Source organism: Neisseria arctica (assembly GCF_022870905.1).
Taxonomy (GTDB): Bacteria; Pseudomonadota; Gammaproteobacteria; order Burkholderiales; family Neisseriaceae; genus Neisseria; species Neisseria arctica.
Map to the genome: position 1 here is coordinate 1568488 of NZ_CP091510.1, position 15230 is coordinate 1583717.

Genomic DNA, 15230 nt, shown 5'->3' on the forward strand with positions numbered 1-15230 from the left:
CCTTGCCTTTCCGGCATATCCTTAACACCAGAAGGCAAACTACGTTAAAATAAGCCGGTTCATTTCCAATATTGCCCTACCACAACACTATGCAAGAATTACTTGATTTATTCCGCACCGAAAGCCCCGGAACGGTAGCTGAAACCCTGGATTTCTGGCTTTACGAATGCAGCTTAGACGAAGCACCCGGCGCCGAAGAAGTAAGCCTCTGGCGTGACATCTTGGCTGCACGCGGCGGAAAATTTTCCCGCTTGGCTACAATCTGCCAAACTTGGTTGGACGAAGAATGCTGACTCCAACCATCCCCCGTAACCGCTGGCTACTTTTTTCAGTCTTATGGCTGACAGCGATGCTCTACCAACTACTGCAAGAATCATCCGGCGGCACGGCTCCATTTCCCCATTTTGATAAAATCGCCCATTTCGCTATATTTTTTGCTCAGTTTTGGCTTCTATCCAAAATATGGTTGAACGAAAGGTACAACATTCCGATACGGAGTTTGGTTATTACTGCCGTATGTTTAGCTGCCGTCACCGAAACCGCGCAGGCCTTGTTTACCAACACGCGCCAAGGTGATTGGCTGGATGCAATAGCTGATATTGCTGGTGCGACAACTGCCTTATGGCTAGCGCAAAAAGTACAAAACGCACACCGCAACATATAACACAAGCCATCATCACAAAACCCACTAACATCACCCCGTCTGCTTTCAGACGGCCTTAAGATAAGAAAGTCTGCCATGACCATTTACCTACAACGCCGCGAACACTTATTACAACAAATCGGCAACGACGGCCTTGCCGTTTTATTTGCCGCCGCAGAACAAACCCGCAGTAACGATACACACTTTCCCTATCGGCAAAACAGTTATTTCCACTATCTCAGCGGCTTTCCCGAACCGGAAGCAGTCATCGTATTAGACGGTGCCAACGGAACGTCCACACTCTATTGCCGGGAAAAAGATGCTTTACGTGAAATTTGGGATGGTTTCCGTTACGGCCCGGATGCGGCACAAGCAGAATTTCATTTTGATGCCGCCCACAGTATCAAAGAGTTTAGCCAGCATATAGAAAAAGCTATTCTAAACAAGCGCCGCCTGTTCGCCTTATGGGGTGAAAATCCCGAACATGACCGCCTCCTACTGCAACATTGGCATCATGTCCAGCAAACTGCCGGTCAACGCATGCTCGGCGAATGTACCCGCGCCCCCGACAGCCTCGGCGATCTTGCGGCCCTACTTACCCCCATGCGCCTGATAAAAGACCCGCATGAGATCACCCTACTCAAAAAAGCGGGCAGCATCAGCGCCCAAGCCCACATCCGTGCCATGCAGAAAACCCGACCTGGAATCAGCGAGATGCAAATCGAAGCCGAACTGCTACACGATTTTATGCGCAATGGAGCACGCTTTCCCGCTTACAACAGTATTATTGCCGGCGGTAAAAACGCATGCTGCCTACACTATGTAGAAAACAAAGATATTTTGTGTGATGGTGATTTACTGCTTATCGATGCAGGTGCCGAATATGAAATGTATGCGGGCGACATTACCCGTACCTTCCCGGTAAATGGTAAATTTACCCCTGCCCAAAAAGACGTTTACGAAATCGTTCTTGCCGCCAACCAAGCCGCTATTGCAGCCGTACAACCGCAAGCAAATTGGGCAGACATACACAATATCGCTCTCAATATTCTCACCCAAGGATTGATAGATTTGAAATTACTTTCAGGCAGCCTTGATGAGAACCTCGAATCACAAGCCTACAAACGCTTTTATATGCACGGACTAGGACATTGGATCGGGCTGGATGTACATGATGTCGGCGGCCGCTGGCGTGACGGCACCCCTCTACTGCTGCAAGCCGGCATGTGTACTACTATCGAACCCGGGCTGTATATCGCCGCGGCAGACGATATCCCAGCCCATTTCCACAATATCGGTATCCGTATTGAAGACAATATTTTGGTGACCGAAAACGGTGCAGAAAACTATACAGCAGAAGTACCCAAAACCATTGCAGAGATTGAAGCACTGATGTGCTGATGTTGCAAAACCGGCAAATTTAAGCACATGATAGGCCGTCTGAATTTTTCAGACGGCTATTAAAAATAACTTCATTATTATTGAAATATTTAATAAAGAATATAAATACAATTATACAGCCGTCTGAAAGCGTTCCGGCATAAAAAAATCGCCGCTACTGCTCTTTCCCCTTATATATTGCAAACCGTATTAAACCAGCCGTATCGAAAGACATCTTAAGTGTCTGCCAATAAACACCAGCACGGAGTTCCTCCATGTCAGCCTCTCCCCTGATTATCGCCACATACAATATGCACAAAGGCATGTCGGCGCTTAATCGTAAAGTACAAATCGAACTAATGGCAGATGCCCTAGAAGGCCTCCACCCCGATATATTATTTTTACAGGAAGTACAAGGCGAAAATCTCAACCGACAATTCAAAATCGATACTTTCCCCTCACAGCCCCATTACGACATCATCAGCGACCGCCTAGCCTTCAACAGCAGCTATGGACAGAATGCCGCTTACAAAAAACGCCACCACGGCAACGCCATTCTAAGCCACATGCCGATAACAACGCGCCGTAATTTCAACATCAGCGTCAATAAAATGGAGCAGCGCGGTCTATTACATTGCGAAATCCATCCCGAAGATTGGCCGCTCCCGCTCGTATGCTTGTGCGCGCATCTCAATCTGCGTGAGCCCGACCGCATCAAACAGTATCATGCGATTTTCGATTATGTCAGCAAACATATTGATCCCATGAGCCCGCTGGTTATTGCGGGTGACTTTAACGACTGGCGGCACAAATCCTGTATTTCCTTTGGCAGCGCACTCAATTTAAACGAAGTATTCGTCGTAGCTCATGGTAAACGGCCAAAAACCTTTCCTGCCCGCATGCCTGTGTTAAGCTTGGACCGTATCTATACGCGAAACCTGAGCATCCTTGATGCACAAATCCACAACGGCAAAATTTGGCAGGCCTTATCCGACCACCTGCCCCTTTCGGCCAAAGTCCTCCCCCGCCTTCCCTAAACCGCTATTTAACGCTAACCTATACAAAACCACGATACCGACGAAGACACACCATGGATTACTTACGACGCATGCCATTTACTGTTGCATTCATCGATAAAAAAGGCCAAACCTACCAAGACAGCAGCAAAGGCTTAAACGACTATATCGAACGGCATCCCCTTGCAGCAGCGCGCCTGCATCAGCCCAAATTTGCCGCAAAGTTTTTAGAAATGGCCGCACACAACAACGGTATGCAGGTTGTACGACGCCCGGCAGATACCCAAGTTAAAAGAGAGCTGGTTTACATCATACGCAAAGGCGTGTTCAAAAATGAAGAAGCCATGTGGCGTTTTATCAATGATCCGAGCAATCTGAACATAGTCCGTTAAACGCGCTATAATCGTACTTTCAAGCGTACAGCACACAATAATACCCGCCGATAAATCATACCGCAGGCAACCAATATGCTTTTAATGATTGATAACTACGACAGTTTTACTTATAACATCGTGCAATATTTTGCTGAGCTCGGACAAGAAGTCGAAGTCCGCCGCAACGATGACATCACAATTGAAGAAATTGCCGCCATCAACCCGAACTACCTTGTCATCGGCCCCGGTCCTTGCTCACCGAAAGAAGCAGGCATTTCAGTAGCCGCTATCAAACATTTTGCCGGCAAATTACCGATTATGGGAATCTGCCTCGGTCATCAAGCTATAGGAGAAGCATTCGGCGGCAACATCATCCGAGCTAAAACCCTGATGCACGGCAAAGTTTCTCCAGTATCCCATCATAATAAGGGTATGTTCCAAAACCTACCCAACCCGGTTATCTGTACCCGTTACCACAGTTTAGTAATCGAACGCGATACACTGCCTGCATGCTTGGAAATCACCGCATGGACGGAGGATCAGGAAATTATGGGTGTCCGCCACAAAGAATATCCGTTGGAGGGCGTACAATTCCATCCGGAAGCACTACTCACAGAACACGGACATGACATGCTAAATAATTTTCTAAATGAATTTAAAACTTTACCAACCACATAAAGATAGGCCGTCTGAAACCGCTCGGACGGCCTAAACTAACGCACCGATGCAAAACAAAAACTAAAAAACCTCAAGCGGTAAGATATGTTCTGATTTTTATCACCAGTTTCAATCACCACTATTTCTGCCTCAGCCGCAAACTTATCAATACTTTGGAAAATATTATGATTACTCCTCAGCAAGCACTAAACCGCCTACTTAGCAATAACGAATTATTCCACGACGAAATGACCAGCCTGATGCGGCAAATCATGAGCGGTGAAGTCGCACCGGAACTGATTGCCGCCATCCTAACGGGCTTACGTATCAAAGTAGAAAGCGTTTCGGAAATTTCAGCGGCTGCAGCCGTTATGCGCGAATTTGCCACACCGATTCCCTTGGAAAACACCCAGGGCTTGGTTGATGTAGTCGGTACAGGCGGAGACGGTGCGCGTACATTTAATATTTCGACTACCGCTATGTTTGTGGCTGCGGCGGCAGGAGCAAAAGTTGCCAAACACGGAGGCCGTTCCGTATCCTCATCATGCGGCGCCGCCGATATCATGGAGCAAATGGGAGCTTCACTCAACTTGGCTCCTACAGATATTGCCCACTGTATCAATACTACGGGTATGGGCTTCATGTTTGCTCCCAATCACCACCGGAGTATGCATTATGTAGCCCCCGTACGCAAAGCCTTGGGAATACGTACTATCTTCAATATCTTAGGCCCGTTAACCAACCCGGCTGGTGCACCAAACCAATTACTCGGCGTGTTTCATATCGACTTAGTCGGTATTTTGGCTCGCGTTTTGCAACAACTGGGATCCAAGCATGTTTTAGTCGTACACGGTAGCGATGGTCTGGATGAAATTACCATCACCGGTCCTACCCATATTGCTGAGCTAAAAAACGGTATGGTTCATGAATACAATATTTCTCCAACGCAATTCGGCCTTCCAGTATATGAAAATCTAAACCAAATCAAAGTAAATAATGCCGCCGAATCACTGGCGATAATGGACAATGTATTGAAAGGCAAACCGGGAGCTGCCCGCGATATCGTTATATTGAATGCCGCAGCAGCACTTTATGCTGCTGATGCAGTAGAATCATTGGAGGCGGGTGTAGCAGCCGCCCACACAGCCATTGACTCGGGCAAAGCTTTGCAAAAACGGCAGGAATTCATTCAAACTACTCAAAGCTTGGCCTCCCAAGCCGAAAAATAAAAGTAAAACCAAACCTAAAAATAAGAAGCCGTCTGAAAATTCAGACGGCTTCTTATTTCACTATTTTAACAGATTATTGTAACGGCTTCATATTCATTACTTCCATTAGGAAGTTTGTAAAAGCTGGATTTTTCGGTTTATTACGCATATTGGGCCAACGCTGCTGCCAACCGCGTAGTGCATTTTGAATATAAAGCTTAGATTGTTCTGTACTGATTTCACCGCGCTGACTATCTACCGCAGAACGCAGATACACTTCATACATACTGTCATCTACTGCATTGCGACCAACCAACTGAATACGGTAACGATTCAGATATTGGGCAGCCTGAACTTTTGTGAGCTGTCCCTGGCTGACTTGATAACTTAAGCGTGTGGCTTCATCACGGATTTTAGACACATCCGACCAATGGCTTGCTGCCAAGCGGTATTCACCGGCAGACGCTTCCACGTTAGTCGGGCGAACAGGCACTTCTTTCAACGTAGGCAGGTAAATAGAACTACAGCCGCCAAGTGCCGCCAATACGAATAAGAGGGGGATATGTTTTTTCATGGTTGCTATTATAATCAGGTTTGTTCACGCAAGCCATATGTACCGCAACAAGCGGTATTTTTTTCAACCTAATTGCAACAATATCATATAAATACTATAAATTATTAAAACAATGGCACAACACCTGTACTATAGCGCGGCTTACTATCCGGTTAATAACCTGTTTCTTACCGATTACCTTAACTTCTCCCGCCGTCTTAATAATATGGTTTTAATGAATCTGCCAATCTGACACACACCCTATATTAACCTAATTCTCCATTTTGAAAGTAACTCAGAGCTTTTCCAAATAAAATACTAAAGAAAAAGGCCGTCTGAAAAGAAGATCTTCTCCTTATCAGGCGGCCTTGCATATTAAAATCGCAACTTATTTAAAGAAATCTCCCATACCCGCCGGTAAGCCTTGGGTAAACGCTCCCATCGTTTTATTAGTAGTCTCTTCAGCTTTTTCACCTGCATTATTGATCGCTGCCAAAATCAAGTCTTCCAACATTTCTTTGTCGTCTACAGCTTCTTTAATCAAATTTTCATCGATTTCCAGCTTACGCAAAACATGGTTACAAGTCATGGTCACTTTCACCAAACCATTACCTGCTTCGGCACTCACTTCGGTTTCTGCCAATTTCGCTTGTGCTTTTTTCATATTTTCTTGCATTTGTTGGGCTTGCTTCATCAAACCGCCCAATCCGGCTTTTCCGAACATAAATTAAACTCCTATAGTGTTATTCGATTAGCTATACTGACTTTGGAAATTAAAATTCAAACGACATTAAAAATTAACTATCCTGACCTACCAATACTAAAGTATCTTCGCGCCACTGCGCAGAAAATAAATTCAGAATATTTTGCGCCGCTTCGTCTGCCTCCAGCAAGGTCTTAGCGTGCTGGCGGCCTTCTATCTGTAAGCGTTTGCGTCGCATAGCGGGTGTTTCCCAACCTTGATCATCGCGCCATGGCTCTGTTTGCAATTGCAGTACCATTCCGTATGCATCGGCTAATACGTTCCTAATTTTATCCAAACGCTCTTTATTTCCGGTAGCTCTGCCTTCATCCGTCATCGACAATATCAATAATTGCCTTTCTTCGTCATAGCGCACCCATGCGGTATGGTATGCAGTCATCTGAGCGGCCCCAAGCTTGGTGGACAAACGACGGATTATAGCTGCCCAATTTTTTTGTTCAAATGACGGCAGTGGCTCAAACAAAGGTTCATCTTCAACGCTGTCATCTTCATCATCTTCTACTAATTTGATCAATGCTTCAGAAGCAGCTGTTTCATTATAGGCTATATGAGAATCCTCTTCCTCCTGATCAAAGAAAGCCTCTTCCCTAGACTGCCTCACGGTTTCCGTATGAGAATATTCATCAGCATATAAAATATCTGCGGCATAAGCAGGTTCGAAACGCTCTGGCGGCATATTACCGTATTCATTATTTTCTGGCTGCAATTTACCATTGTGTTGTGCCAACGATGTTTCATATGTCTGATATTCCGTAGGCAATGGCTCGGTTATCGGTAACTCTTCCCAAGGCGGTATATCGTTTTGGCTAAGCTGTTTCGTATCCTCTTTTTCAGCGGTAATAGCTGGCGGCTGGATTAAATCGACCGTTGGTTTCGGAACCTCTACAGATATTTCCTGCACCACAGTTTCATTTTCTCCAGATGGTGCTTTTGTTTCAGTTTCAACCAATCCGCCTGATAGACTTTCTGCCGAAGTACTCTGCTCAGGCAAGGTCAAAAGCTTTTTTTCAGTATCATCTCTCCCTTTTGTCGAGTGCAGCTGAGTACCTTCGATCACTCCATCCGAATTATGATCTTTGGCCGCAAACGGCGTGAATGCCAACATACGCAGCAATGTCATCACAAAGCCGGCATACTCATCAGGCGCAAGACTTAAGTCTTGCTTCCCGTGAATGGCGCATTGGTAATAAAGCTGAATTTGTTCAGCACCCAAATAATGCGCCAATCGGCTTAATATTTGATATTCAGGATCTTCTGCCAGCGCTTCTGGTACGGTTTTTACTAAAGCCAAGCGTTGCAGCAATATTGCTAATTCACTTAAAGCACTATCAAAACCGATCGCCCGCGCTGCCATTTCTTGGGCCTTGGCTACTAATGCTTCACCATCTTGATTCACAATATATTGAAGCAGTTCATATAAGTAGCGTTTGTCTACCGCCCCTATCATTTGACGTACATCTAGTTCGGTAACTTTGCCGGATCCCATTGCGATTGCCTGATCCAACAAACTCAACGCATCACGCATCGAGCCCATAGCTGCACGCCCCAACAGCTGTAAAGCAGGAGCTTCAAATGGAATTTGCTCTTGCGTCAACACATAAGCCAAATGCTCCGCAACCTGTTGGGTTGTCATATTGCGCAAAACAAACTGTAAGCAACGGCTCAAAACCGTAATCGGCACCTTATGCGGATCTGTTGTAGCTAAAATAAACTTTACATGTTCAGGCGGCTCTTCCAGTGTTTTCAACATAGCATTGAACGCACTTTTTGAGAGCATATGTACTTCATCGATAATGTAGACTTTATACTTGCCAACCGTAGGAGCATATTGGGCGTTTTCTAATACCTCACGAATATTATCAATGCCCGTATTGGAGGCTGCGTCAATTTCCAGCAGGTCGACATAACGCCCGCTATCGATTTGCATACAACTTGTACATTGTCCGCAAGGCTCACCATTATGGGCATGCTCGCAATTCAAACTTTTCGCCAGAATGCGTGCAATAGTGGTTTTACCCACCCCCCGTGTACCGGTAAGTAAATAGGCATGGTGCAGGCGACCTTTATCTAAAGCATTTTTCAATGCTTTGACGACATGTTCCTGCCCTACTAAATCAGCAAAAGTTTTCGGGCGCCATTTTCGCGCCAAGACTTGGTAAGCCATATTATTCCGCTTGAATTTAGAGACGGTAATTACCGCTGACACCATTTGCAATGTCACGCACGGCAGTTACATACATACGACTATGATTATACTGCCATACCGCATAGAAATTATTTAAACCAAGATAATACTCATATACTCCCGGGCTGGTTTCCAAGCGGTATAGCAAAGCTTTTTCGTCATCAGCCACATACTCCTGGGGCACCACCCCCATACGTTTGAAATCGGCAACCGTACGGCTAAGCTCCGTTTTTTCATCAATAATATTTTGCAATTCTTGATTAATAGTAAGCGATACCGGCACAATCATTTTACCGTTGGCCTTCCACCCATGGGCTTTCATATAGTTAGCAACTGAAGCGGCGACATCACCGATATTATTCCAAATATCGTGAAAACCATCTCCGTCATAATCAACCGCATACTTACGAAAACTAGACGGCATAAATTGCGGCATTCCCATTGCACCGGCATAACTACCTTTGAAACTAAAGATGTCCCGCTTCTCAGTTTTGGCCATCAACAAAAATTCATTAAGTTCTTTTTGAAAAAATTCTGCGCGGCGTGGGTAATCAAAAGCTAAAGTACTTAAAGAGTCTGCCACTCGAAAACTGCCCATATTAGAACCATAATTGGTTTCGATACCGACTATGGCAACGATAATTTCAGCAGGTACTCCATAGCTTCGTGCGACAGCATCAATCACACCTTGGTTTTGTTGATAAAAACGTTTACCGCTGGCAATCCTATTACCCCCTGCATTAGCTTGACGAAACTCGTACCATGGGCGAGAAGTACCGGGGCGATTCATAATGTTGATAATATTGCCTTTATAATCAACACCACTAAAAAAATTCTCTAACTCGTTACGTGAAAAATTACCACTACTTACTTGATAATCAATAAAACGCTGCACATTAGCATTGCCATTAAAGCCACTGATTGCCACCGATTCGGCAGTATCACTAAATACCGGCCGTTTAACCGAAGGCAAAACTGGGCTTTCCAAAGCAGCAGTATTATTAATATTTCCAGAAGTACTACAGCCAGCCAGAATCAGCGCGGCAGCCAAATAGGCAGCAATTTTTTCCATATATAAATCCAAATAATTCAATCAAGTTGAAAGTAGCTGAAGTGTATCAAATTTAAGAAAGCGGTTAAAGCAAAGAATCAGCACATAGTAATCAATGATGTTGCAACAATAGCCAATTAATACAATAAAATTTTGCATCCGGATATTTAAGCGGTAAATTGATAATAATTTGATTCAAATATCATCATCGCCACTCAGCACAAAAAACAAAATAAAATAAAAGGCCGTCTGAATTTCAAACGGCCTTTTATTGAGATATCTAAACTTAAAGCAGATATTATTCGGCAGCAGCAACAACCGCTACAGTAATTTTTGCTACCGCATCAGTGTGCAGAGCAACTTCAACTTCATACTCACCCACAGCTTTCAAAGGACCATCAGGCAAACGCACATTTGATTTAGCAGCATCAATACCGGTAGCTTTAATAGCTTCAGCAATATCGGCATTAGTTACCGAACCAAACAAACGGCCATCAACACCGGCTTTTTGAGCAACAGTGATCGTTTGTCCATCCAATTTTTCTTGGCGGGCTTTTGCATCAGCCAGGATTTCAGCTTGCTTAGCTTCCAGTTCAGCACGACGTGCTTCGAATTCTTTCATGTTGGCTTCAGTTGCACGTTTCGCTTTACCTGTAGGGATCAAGAAGTTACGGGCATAACCGTTTTTTACGGTTACCACGTCACCCAAATTGCCCAAGCCACCGATTTTTTCTAACAAAATAATTTGCATTTCACTAATCTCCGTCAATTATTTATGTTGGTCGGTGTATGGCAACAGTGCCAAAAAACGGGCACGTTTAACCGCAACAGACAGTTGACGTTGGTAACCTGCTTTAGTACCGGTAATACGAGCCGGAATAATTTTACCGTTTTCAGCGATAAAATCTTTTAACAGGTCTACTTGTTTATAATCCACCTCTTGGATTTTTTCAGCCGTAAAACGGCAGTATTTTCTACGTTTGAATGATTGACGAGCCATTGTCGTTTAACCTTTATATTCTTGAATGTTTTGTATCCGCAACACCGGTTTTGGAAAGCGTTGGCTTCTCTGTGCAAGAAAACCTTTTACTTCAACCATATCATTTTTTCGGCATTGCCACTGCAGAGCTTGCTCACCGATAATTTTTGCAGGAAGTTCAAACTTTACCAAGCATTTCTGCCCGTTTTCTTCCTGCCAAGATTCATGTTTCAGCACCAAATCCAGCACCGGAATCCCAGCCGGTGTATAGCGTAAAATACCACATTCAATGATTTGAGCAGTGAGATCAAGCTGATTTTTCAATCTTGGATTAAGCCTCTGCAGCTTCTTCTTTAGTTTCTGCAGCCACGCTGTTATTCAACAGGCTTTTAGACTTCTCCTCTTTCATCATCGGAGAGGCTTCAGTAACAGCATGTTTGGTTTTGATGGTAAGATGGCGCAAAACCGCATCATTAAAGCGGAAAGCCGTTTCCAGCTCTTCAACCACTTCAGGTGAGGTTTCAATATTCATCAAAACATAATGTGCTTTATGAATTTTATTAATTGGGTAAGCCAATTGACGGCGACCCCAATCTTCCAAGCGGTGGATCTTACCACCAGCCTCGGTAATCATGGTTTTGTAACGCTCAACCATAGCGGGTACTTGCTCGCTTTGATCAGGATGAACGATAAACACGATCTCATAATGACGCATGTTATCTCCTTACGGTTTAAAAACAGCCTTCTACCATGCGAAAAGTAAAAGACAAGGTTGAAAAACGAGACATTTTATCAATACCAATACTTTTTCGCAAGCATTACTTTTTTTCATTACGTCCCGTAAAGAGCTGCTTTTTCTTACTAACAAGCAATTCACTTATAAAATCTTAGAAACAGAAATCCCCGGCCACCAGCCTCTTTCTGCCATAAATGTATATCTCAAGTTATAATAATGACGTTCGCACACATCTACCATCTTTTTAATTTTTTGAAATTTTATTTATGCTCAATACATTATTTTCCATCAGCGGCCTCCGTAGTTACCTCAACGTTAGCGCCTCGGAGCTAATCGTATCAGGAAGCTCAGGAATCACGGAATTTTTCAATAGCCTGTTTGCCCGGCAATACTTCACCAGCAAGCTCTTAGAGCGTAGCTTTACCCATTTATCCAGTTGGATTGAGCTGGGGTTATGTTTTTTATTACTCTTTCTAACCGCCTGGCTGGCACAGTATTGGGTAAACCGCTACCGGAGGAACCAACAAGGTTTTTTACGCCATTTGCTCCAACGCGCCGCATGGCCTTTAATACTACTGGCAAGTGCGGTCGCCAGCCTTTCATTATGGACTATTTTCATAGGCAATCCACTATGGTTCCATTTATTAGTTATGGCCGCACGCTGGCTACTGATTATAAGAATCACACTTGCCATTATTAACGCCGCACTTCCTACCAACCGCTATACGGACTGGTTAGAGCGAAGCATGTCGGGCGTTTTGTGGATTACCTTTCTATTTTGGATTTCAGGCATCGACGACATGATTATTGACGGCATGAAGTCTGTCAAAATCCCGCTTGGGGCGACTACCCTAAACCTATACACCATACTTACCGGCTTGCTCTGGATCGGTATTATTATCGTATTGGCCTTATGGTTGGCACGCTTTATAGAAAACCGCTTAATGAATAGTGAGCGTATTGATTTAAATCTACGCATCGTATTCTCAAAAATCATCAAAACCGTGATGATTTTCCTCTCTGTATTAATCGCCCTTCCTTTAGTCGGCATTGATTTAACGGTCTTATCGGTATTTAGCGGCGCACTTGGCGTCGGCATAGGTTTCGGGCTGCAAAAAGTCGCCAGTAACTATATCTCCGGCTTTATTATTTTGGGCGACCGCTCCATCCGCCCGGGAGATCGTTTAACTGTAAACAATTTTACCGGCTATGTGACTAAAATCACTTCCCGCTTTGTCGTATTAAAAAGTGCCAGCGGTACAGAAGCATTGATTCCAAACGAAACATTTGTTACCTCTACCGTTATCAACGAATCCTATACCGAAAAGGCTTTATGGCAAGGAATTGACATACAAGTCGCTTACAAAACCGATCTAAACAAAGCGATGGTCATCCTAGAAGCAGCTGCCGCGGCCCAAGAACGCATACAAAACGATCCTGCTCCTAAAGCTTTTTTGGTTAACTTCGGTGAAAACGGCATTGATTTGCGACTCGGTTTTTGGGTTAAAGATCCCGAGAACGGCTTTGCGGGATTATTTTCAAATATACTGATGGATATTTGGCAACAGTTTAATGAAAACGGTATCGAGTTCCCCTACCCCCAGCGCGATGTACGGATCGTTCATGAAACCGCCGAAACAAAGGCTGATGATCTGACGACTACAATGCATAATGACATACAAAGTAACAATGAATAAAACTGCAAAGCCTCTCAAACAACCCATATCCGTTTTAGTGGTGCTGCACAACGAGCAGGGTGAAATCTTATTGCTTGAGCGCGCCGACAACCCCGGTTTTTGGCAGTCGGTTACAGGTAGTATTGAGCCTGGGGAAACCCTCGCCGATACAGTCTGCCGCGAAGTAATGGAAGAAACCGGAATTGTTTTGGAAAAAAGCGGGCTTCTCAATTGGCACCAACAGCAGGAGTATGAAATTTTTGCACACTGGCGCCACAGATACCCGCCCGGAGTAACCCACAATACCGAGCACGTTTTTTCCGCCTGCATCCCGACTGATACCGCTATCCGGTTAAGTGCAGAACATACCCGCTATCAATGGTTAGCGATATCAGAAGCTGCCAAGTTGGTATTCTCCCCCTCTAATCGAGAGGCGATTTTGGATTTACCATCCAAATACCAATCATGTTAGTGATTACCGCTTGAATTATAGACAAATAACAGCGGATTAAAACAATGCCGTCTGAAAAGAAAAATTTCAGACGGCATTTTATTTTTTATATAGGCAATGATTTTCAGACGGCATCAAAAATATCTGAAAATGCAGCTCGCTTCAAATCCGATAACTGATTGTCGTCATAATTTTTGAAGTTAACTTCATCATTTCCTTTACTGGCAAAGGTAGCGGAGCCGCGCCGAAATGATTCGCCATTTCGGCATGCTGCATTTCGTCCAAACGCATCTGAGCTACAATTGCGCGGCTTTTCACATCTTGCTCGGGCAAGCCCTGCAAGTGTTCCTCCAAATGTGCCGTTACCTGATTTTCGGTTTCCTCCAAAAATCCCAAATTCCACTTATCACCTAAGAGCCCTGCACCCACTCCGATTGCCAGAGAACCCGCATACCACAGCGGATTCAACAAACTGGTACGCCCGCCCAACTCTTTTACCCGCTTTTCAGTCCATGCCAAGTGCTCCACCTCTTCGTAAGCGGCATGCTGCAAAGCCTCTCTGTTGGTTTTATCGCGCGCTGTTAATGCCTGCCCTTGATACAACGCCTGAGCACAAACTTCACCCACATGGTTTACCCGCATCAAACCCAAAGCGTGGCGCTTTTCCGCCTCGCTGAGTTCACCCTCCTCCAACCCCGCATCCGGATAAGGGCGTGAGGTCGTAGCGGGTGCAAATAATGTTCTTAACACGGTATCTATATGGGGAATCAGTTTATCTGCCAACATGGCACTTTCCTTAAAACTATAATGGCCTCAAGCGCAAGCTTGCCACATTATTATCGTTGGCAATGCCCTACACTATTTCTCAGCCGATATTATAACCGCGTTTCAGGCCGTCTGAAAAACTGCTATACTTGCGCCCGTTCAACTCTTAGTGATAAAAGGAACCGAAATGGCCGATTTTAACCAAATCCTTACCCCCGGTGATGTAGACGGCAGTATTATCAATGTAGTAAACGAAATTCCTGCCGGCAGCTGCCACAAAATCGAATGGAACCGCGAAGTAGCCGCATTCCAACTTGACCGCGTAGAACCCGCTATTTTCGCCAAACCCACCAACTATGGCTTTATTCCCCAAACTTTGGATGAAGACGGCGACGAACTGGATGTTCTATTGATTACCGAACAGCCCTTGCCTACCGGTATTTTCTTAGAAGCCAAAGTCATCGGCGTAATGAAGTTCGTTGACGATGGCGAAGTGGACGACAAAATCGTCTGCGTACCTGCCGATGACCGCAATAGCGGCAACTGCTACAAATCATTGGCCGACCTACCCCAACAACTCATCAAACAAATCGAATTCCACTTCAATAACTACAAAGCTTTGAAAAAACCGGGCTCTACCAAGGTAGAAAGCTGGGGCGATATCGAAGAAGCCAAAGCAGTGATTAAAGAATCTATTGAGCGTTGGAACAAACGCTAATCAGCGGAACCGCAACACAATAAAAAGCCGTCTTTTCAGACGGCTTTTTATATTTTAGTGTATATAAAAATCGCA

At 44.6% G+C, this 15230-nt stretch carries 19 protein-coding genes; 10 read left to right on the top strand and 9 right to left on the bottom strand.

The features are described from left to right. Positions 1-89 precede the first annotated feature (89 nt). From LVJ86_RS07230 to trpD, 7 genes are all read left to right on the top strand, one after another. Positions 90-293: a hypothetical protein gene (locus tag LVJ86_RS07230; protein ID WP_047761479.1), complete on the top strand. Its 204-nt coding sequence runs from the start codon at positions 90-92 to the stop codon at positions 291-293. Further along, positions 287-664 carry a VanZ family protein gene (locus LVJ86_RS07235; protein WP_047761478.1) on the top strand — a complete coding sequence of 126 codons (378 nt, stop codon included), beginning with the start codon at positions 287-289 and terminating at the stop codon, positions 662-664. Before LVJ86_RS07230 ends, LVJ86_RS07235 begins: the two co-directional genes overlap by 7 nt. A 75-nt stretch (positions 665-739) precedes the next feature. Continuing rightward, positions 740-2044 carry an aminopeptidase P N-terminal domain-containing protein gene (locus LVJ86_RS07240; protein ID WP_047761477.1) on the top strand — a complete coding sequence of 435 codons (1305 nt, stop codon included), beginning with the start codon at positions 740-742 and terminating at the stop codon, positions 2042-2044. A gap of 254 nt (positions 2045-2298) precedes the next feature. Next, positions 2299-3060, top strand: coding sequence for an endonuclease/exonuclease/phosphatase family protein (locus LVJ86_RS07245; RefSeq protein WP_047761476.1), 762 nt, complete (start codon positions 2299-2301; stop codon positions 3058-3060). 53 nt (positions 3061-3113) lie between these two features. Continuing rightward, positions 3114-3431 (top strand): hypothetical protein, encoded by a 318-nt coding sequence (locus LVJ86_RS07250; RefSeq protein ID WP_047761475.1) that lies wholly within the window; start codon positions 3114-3116, stop codon positions 3429-3431. 75 nt (positions 3432-3506) lie between these two features. After that, positions 3507-4091, top strand: coding sequence for an aminodeoxychorismate/anthranilate synthase component II (locus LVJ86_RS07255; RefSeq protein WP_047761474.1), 585 nt, complete (start codon positions 3507-3509; stop codon positions 4089-4091). 164 nt (positions 4092-4255) lie between these two features. After that, the gene (trpD, locus tag LVJ86_RS07260; protein ID WP_047761473.1) at positions 4256-5299 is read left to right on the top strand and encodes an anthranilate phosphoribosyltransferase; all 1044 of its coding nucleotides are present in this window, start codon (positions 4256-4258) and stop codon (positions 5297-5299) included. A gap of 73 nt (positions 5300-5372) precedes the next feature. Here trpD and LVJ86_RS07265 read toward each other — a convergent pair whose 3' ends face one another. From LVJ86_RS07265 to rpsF, 8 genes are all read right to left on the bottom strand, one after another. Further along, a complete protein-coding gene (locus tag LVJ86_RS07265) occupies positions 5373-5852 on the bottom strand; it encodes a prokaryotic membrane lipolipid attachment site family protein (protein ID WP_047761472.1) in 480 nt (159 codons plus the stop codon). A 367-nt stretch (positions 5853-6219) separates the two neighbouring features. Beyond that, positions 6220-6555 carry a YbaB/EbfC family nucleoid-associated protein gene (locus LVJ86_RS07270; RefSeq protein ID WP_047761471.1) on the bottom strand — a complete coding sequence of 112 codons (336 nt, stop codon included), beginning with the start codon at positions 6553-6555 and terminating at the stop codon, positions 6220-6222. 73 nt (positions 6556-6628) lie between these two features. Next, positions 6629-8758: a DNA polymerase III subunit gamma/tau gene (gene dnaX, locus LVJ86_RS07275; protein ID WP_047761470.1), complete on the bottom strand. Its 2130-nt coding sequence runs from the start codon at positions 8756-8758 to the stop codon at positions 6629-6631. 16 nt (positions 8759-8774) lie between these two features. Further along, positions 8775-9851, bottom strand: a complete 1077-nt coding sequence (gene mltB / locus LVJ86_RS07280) for a lytic murein transglycosylase B (RefSeq protein WP_047761469.1) — start codon at positions 9849-9851, stop codon at positions 8775-8777. A 277-nt stretch (positions 9852-10128) separates the two neighbouring features. Further along, positions 10129-10581 (bottom strand): 50S ribosomal protein L9, encoded by a 453-nt coding sequence (rplI, locus tag LVJ86_RS07285; protein ID WP_047761468.1) that lies wholly within the window; start codon positions 10579-10581, stop codon positions 10129-10131. Positions 10582-10599: 18 nt separating this feature from the next. After that, positions 10600-10830: a 30S ribosomal protein S18 gene (gene rpsR, locus LVJ86_RS07290; protein WP_047761467.1), complete on the bottom strand. Its 231-nt coding sequence runs from the start codon at positions 10828-10830 to the stop codon at positions 10600-10602. Positions 10831-10836: 6 nt separating this feature from the next. Continuing rightward, positions 10837-11133: a primosomal replication protein N gene (gene priB, locus LVJ86_RS07295; protein ID WP_047761466.1), complete on the bottom strand. Its 297-nt coding sequence runs from the start codon at positions 11131-11133 to the stop codon at positions 10837-10839. A gap of 7 nt (positions 11134-11140) precedes the next feature. Next, positions 11141-11524: a 30S ribosomal protein S6 gene (gene rpsF, locus LVJ86_RS07300; protein WP_047761465.1), complete on the bottom strand. Its 384-nt coding sequence runs from the start codon at positions 11522-11524 to the stop codon at positions 11141-11143. Between the two features lie 287 nt (positions 11525-11811). Between rpsF and LVJ86_RS07305 the strand changes: the two genes are divergently transcribed. Together LVJ86_RS07305 and nudB are read left to right on the top strand one after the other, a co-directional pair. Continuing rightward, entirely contained in the window at positions 11812-13242 is a 1431-nt protein-coding gene (locus LVJ86_RS07305) for a mechanosensitive ion channel family protein (protein WP_053008352.1), read from the top strand. Further along, the gene (gene nudB / locus LVJ86_RS07310; protein WP_047761520.1) at positions 13235-13693 is read left to right on the top strand and encodes a dihydroneopterin triphosphate diphosphatase; all 459 of its coding nucleotides are present in this window, start codon (positions 13235-13237) and stop codon (positions 13691-13693) included. The genes LVJ86_RS07305 and nudB overlap by 8 nt, the downstream gene beginning before the upstream one ends. Before the next feature lie 141 nt (positions 13694-13834). On the opposite strand, the gene coq7 is transcribed toward nudB, so the two are convergent. Then, on the bottom strand, positions 13835-14455 hold the full coding sequence (coq7, locus tag LVJ86_RS07315) for a 2-polyprenyl-3-methyl-6-methoxy-1,4-benzoquinone monooxygenase (protein WP_047761519.1): 621 nt from the start codon (positions 14453-14455) through the stop codon (positions 13835-13837). A 169-nt stretch (positions 14456-14624) separates the two neighbouring features. On the opposite strand from coq7, the gene LVJ86_RS07320 reads away from it, so the two are divergent. Beyond that, positions 14625-15155 carry an inorganic diphosphatase gene (locus LVJ86_RS07320; protein WP_047761464.1) on the top strand — a complete coding sequence of 177 codons (531 nt, stop codon included), beginning with the start codon at positions 14625-14627 and terminating at the stop codon, positions 15153-15155. The last annotated feature ends 75 nt before the right edge of the window (positions 15156-15230 follow it).

Bases quoted from the DNA above. Each gene is read 5' to 3' on its own strand.
- LVJ86_RS07230 (WP_047761479.1), top strand. From the start codon at position 90: ATGCAAGAATTACTTGATTTATTCCGCACCGAAAGCCCCGGAACGGTA.
- LVJ86_RS07235 (WP_047761478.1), top strand. From the start codon at position 287: ATGCTGACTCCAACCATCCCCCGTAACCGCTGGCTACTTTTTTCAGTC.
- LVJ86_RS07240 (WP_047761477.1), top strand. From the start codon at position 740: ATGACCATTTACCTACAACGCCGCGAACACTTATTACAACAAATCGGC.
- LVJ86_RS07245 (WP_047761476.1), top strand. From the start codon at position 2,299: ATGTCAGCCTCTCCCCTGATTATCGCCACATACAATATGCACAAAGGC.
- LVJ86_RS07250 (WP_047761475.1), top strand. From the start codon at position 3,114: ATGGATTACTTACGACGCATGCCATTTACTGTTGCATTCATCGATAAA.
- LVJ86_RS07255 (WP_047761474.1), top strand. From the start codon at position 3,507: ATGCTTTTAATGATTGATAACTACGACAGTTTTACTTATAACATCGTG.
- trpD (WP_047761473.1), top strand. From the start codon at position 4,256: ATGATTACTCCTCAGCAAGCACTAAACCGCCTACTTAGCAATAACGAA.
- LVJ86_RS07265 (WP_047761472.1), bottom strand. From the start codon at position 5,852: ATGAAAAAACATATCCCCCTCTTATTCGTATTGGCGGCACTTGGCGGC.
- LVJ86_RS07270 (WP_047761471.1), bottom strand. From the start codon at position 6,555: ATGTTCGGAAAAGCCGGATTGGGCGGTTTGATGAAGCAAGCCCAACAA.
- dnaX (WP_047761470.1), bottom strand. From the start codon at position 8,758: ATGGCTTACCAAGTCTTGGCGCGAAAATGGCGCCCGAAAACTTTTGCT.
- mltB (WP_047761469.1), bottom strand. From the start codon at position 9,851: ATGGAAAAAATTGCTGCCTATTTGGCTGCCGCGCTGATTCTGGCTGGC.
- rplI (WP_047761468.1), bottom strand. From the start codon at position 10,581: ATGCAAATTATTTTGTTAGAAAAAATCGGTGGCTTGGGCAATTTGGGT.
- rpsR (WP_047761467.1), bottom strand. From the start codon at position 10,830: ATGGCTCGTCAATCATTCAAACGTAGAAAATACTGCCGTTTTACGGCT.
- rpsF (WP_047761465.1), bottom strand. From the start codon at position 11,524: ATGCGTCATTATGAGATCGTGTTTATCGTTCATCCTGATCAAAGCGAG.
- LVJ86_RS07305 (WP_053008352.1), top strand. From the start codon at position 11,812: ATGCTCAATACATTATTTTCCATCAGCGGCCTCCGTAGTTACCTCAAC.
- nudB (WP_047761520.1), top strand. From the start codon at position 13,235: ATGAATAAAACTGCAAAGCCTCTCAAACAACCCATATCCGTTTTAGTG.
- LVJ86_RS07320 (WP_047761464.1), top strand. From the start codon at position 14,625: ATGGCCGATTTTAACCAAATCCTTACCCCCGGTGATGTAGACGGCAGT.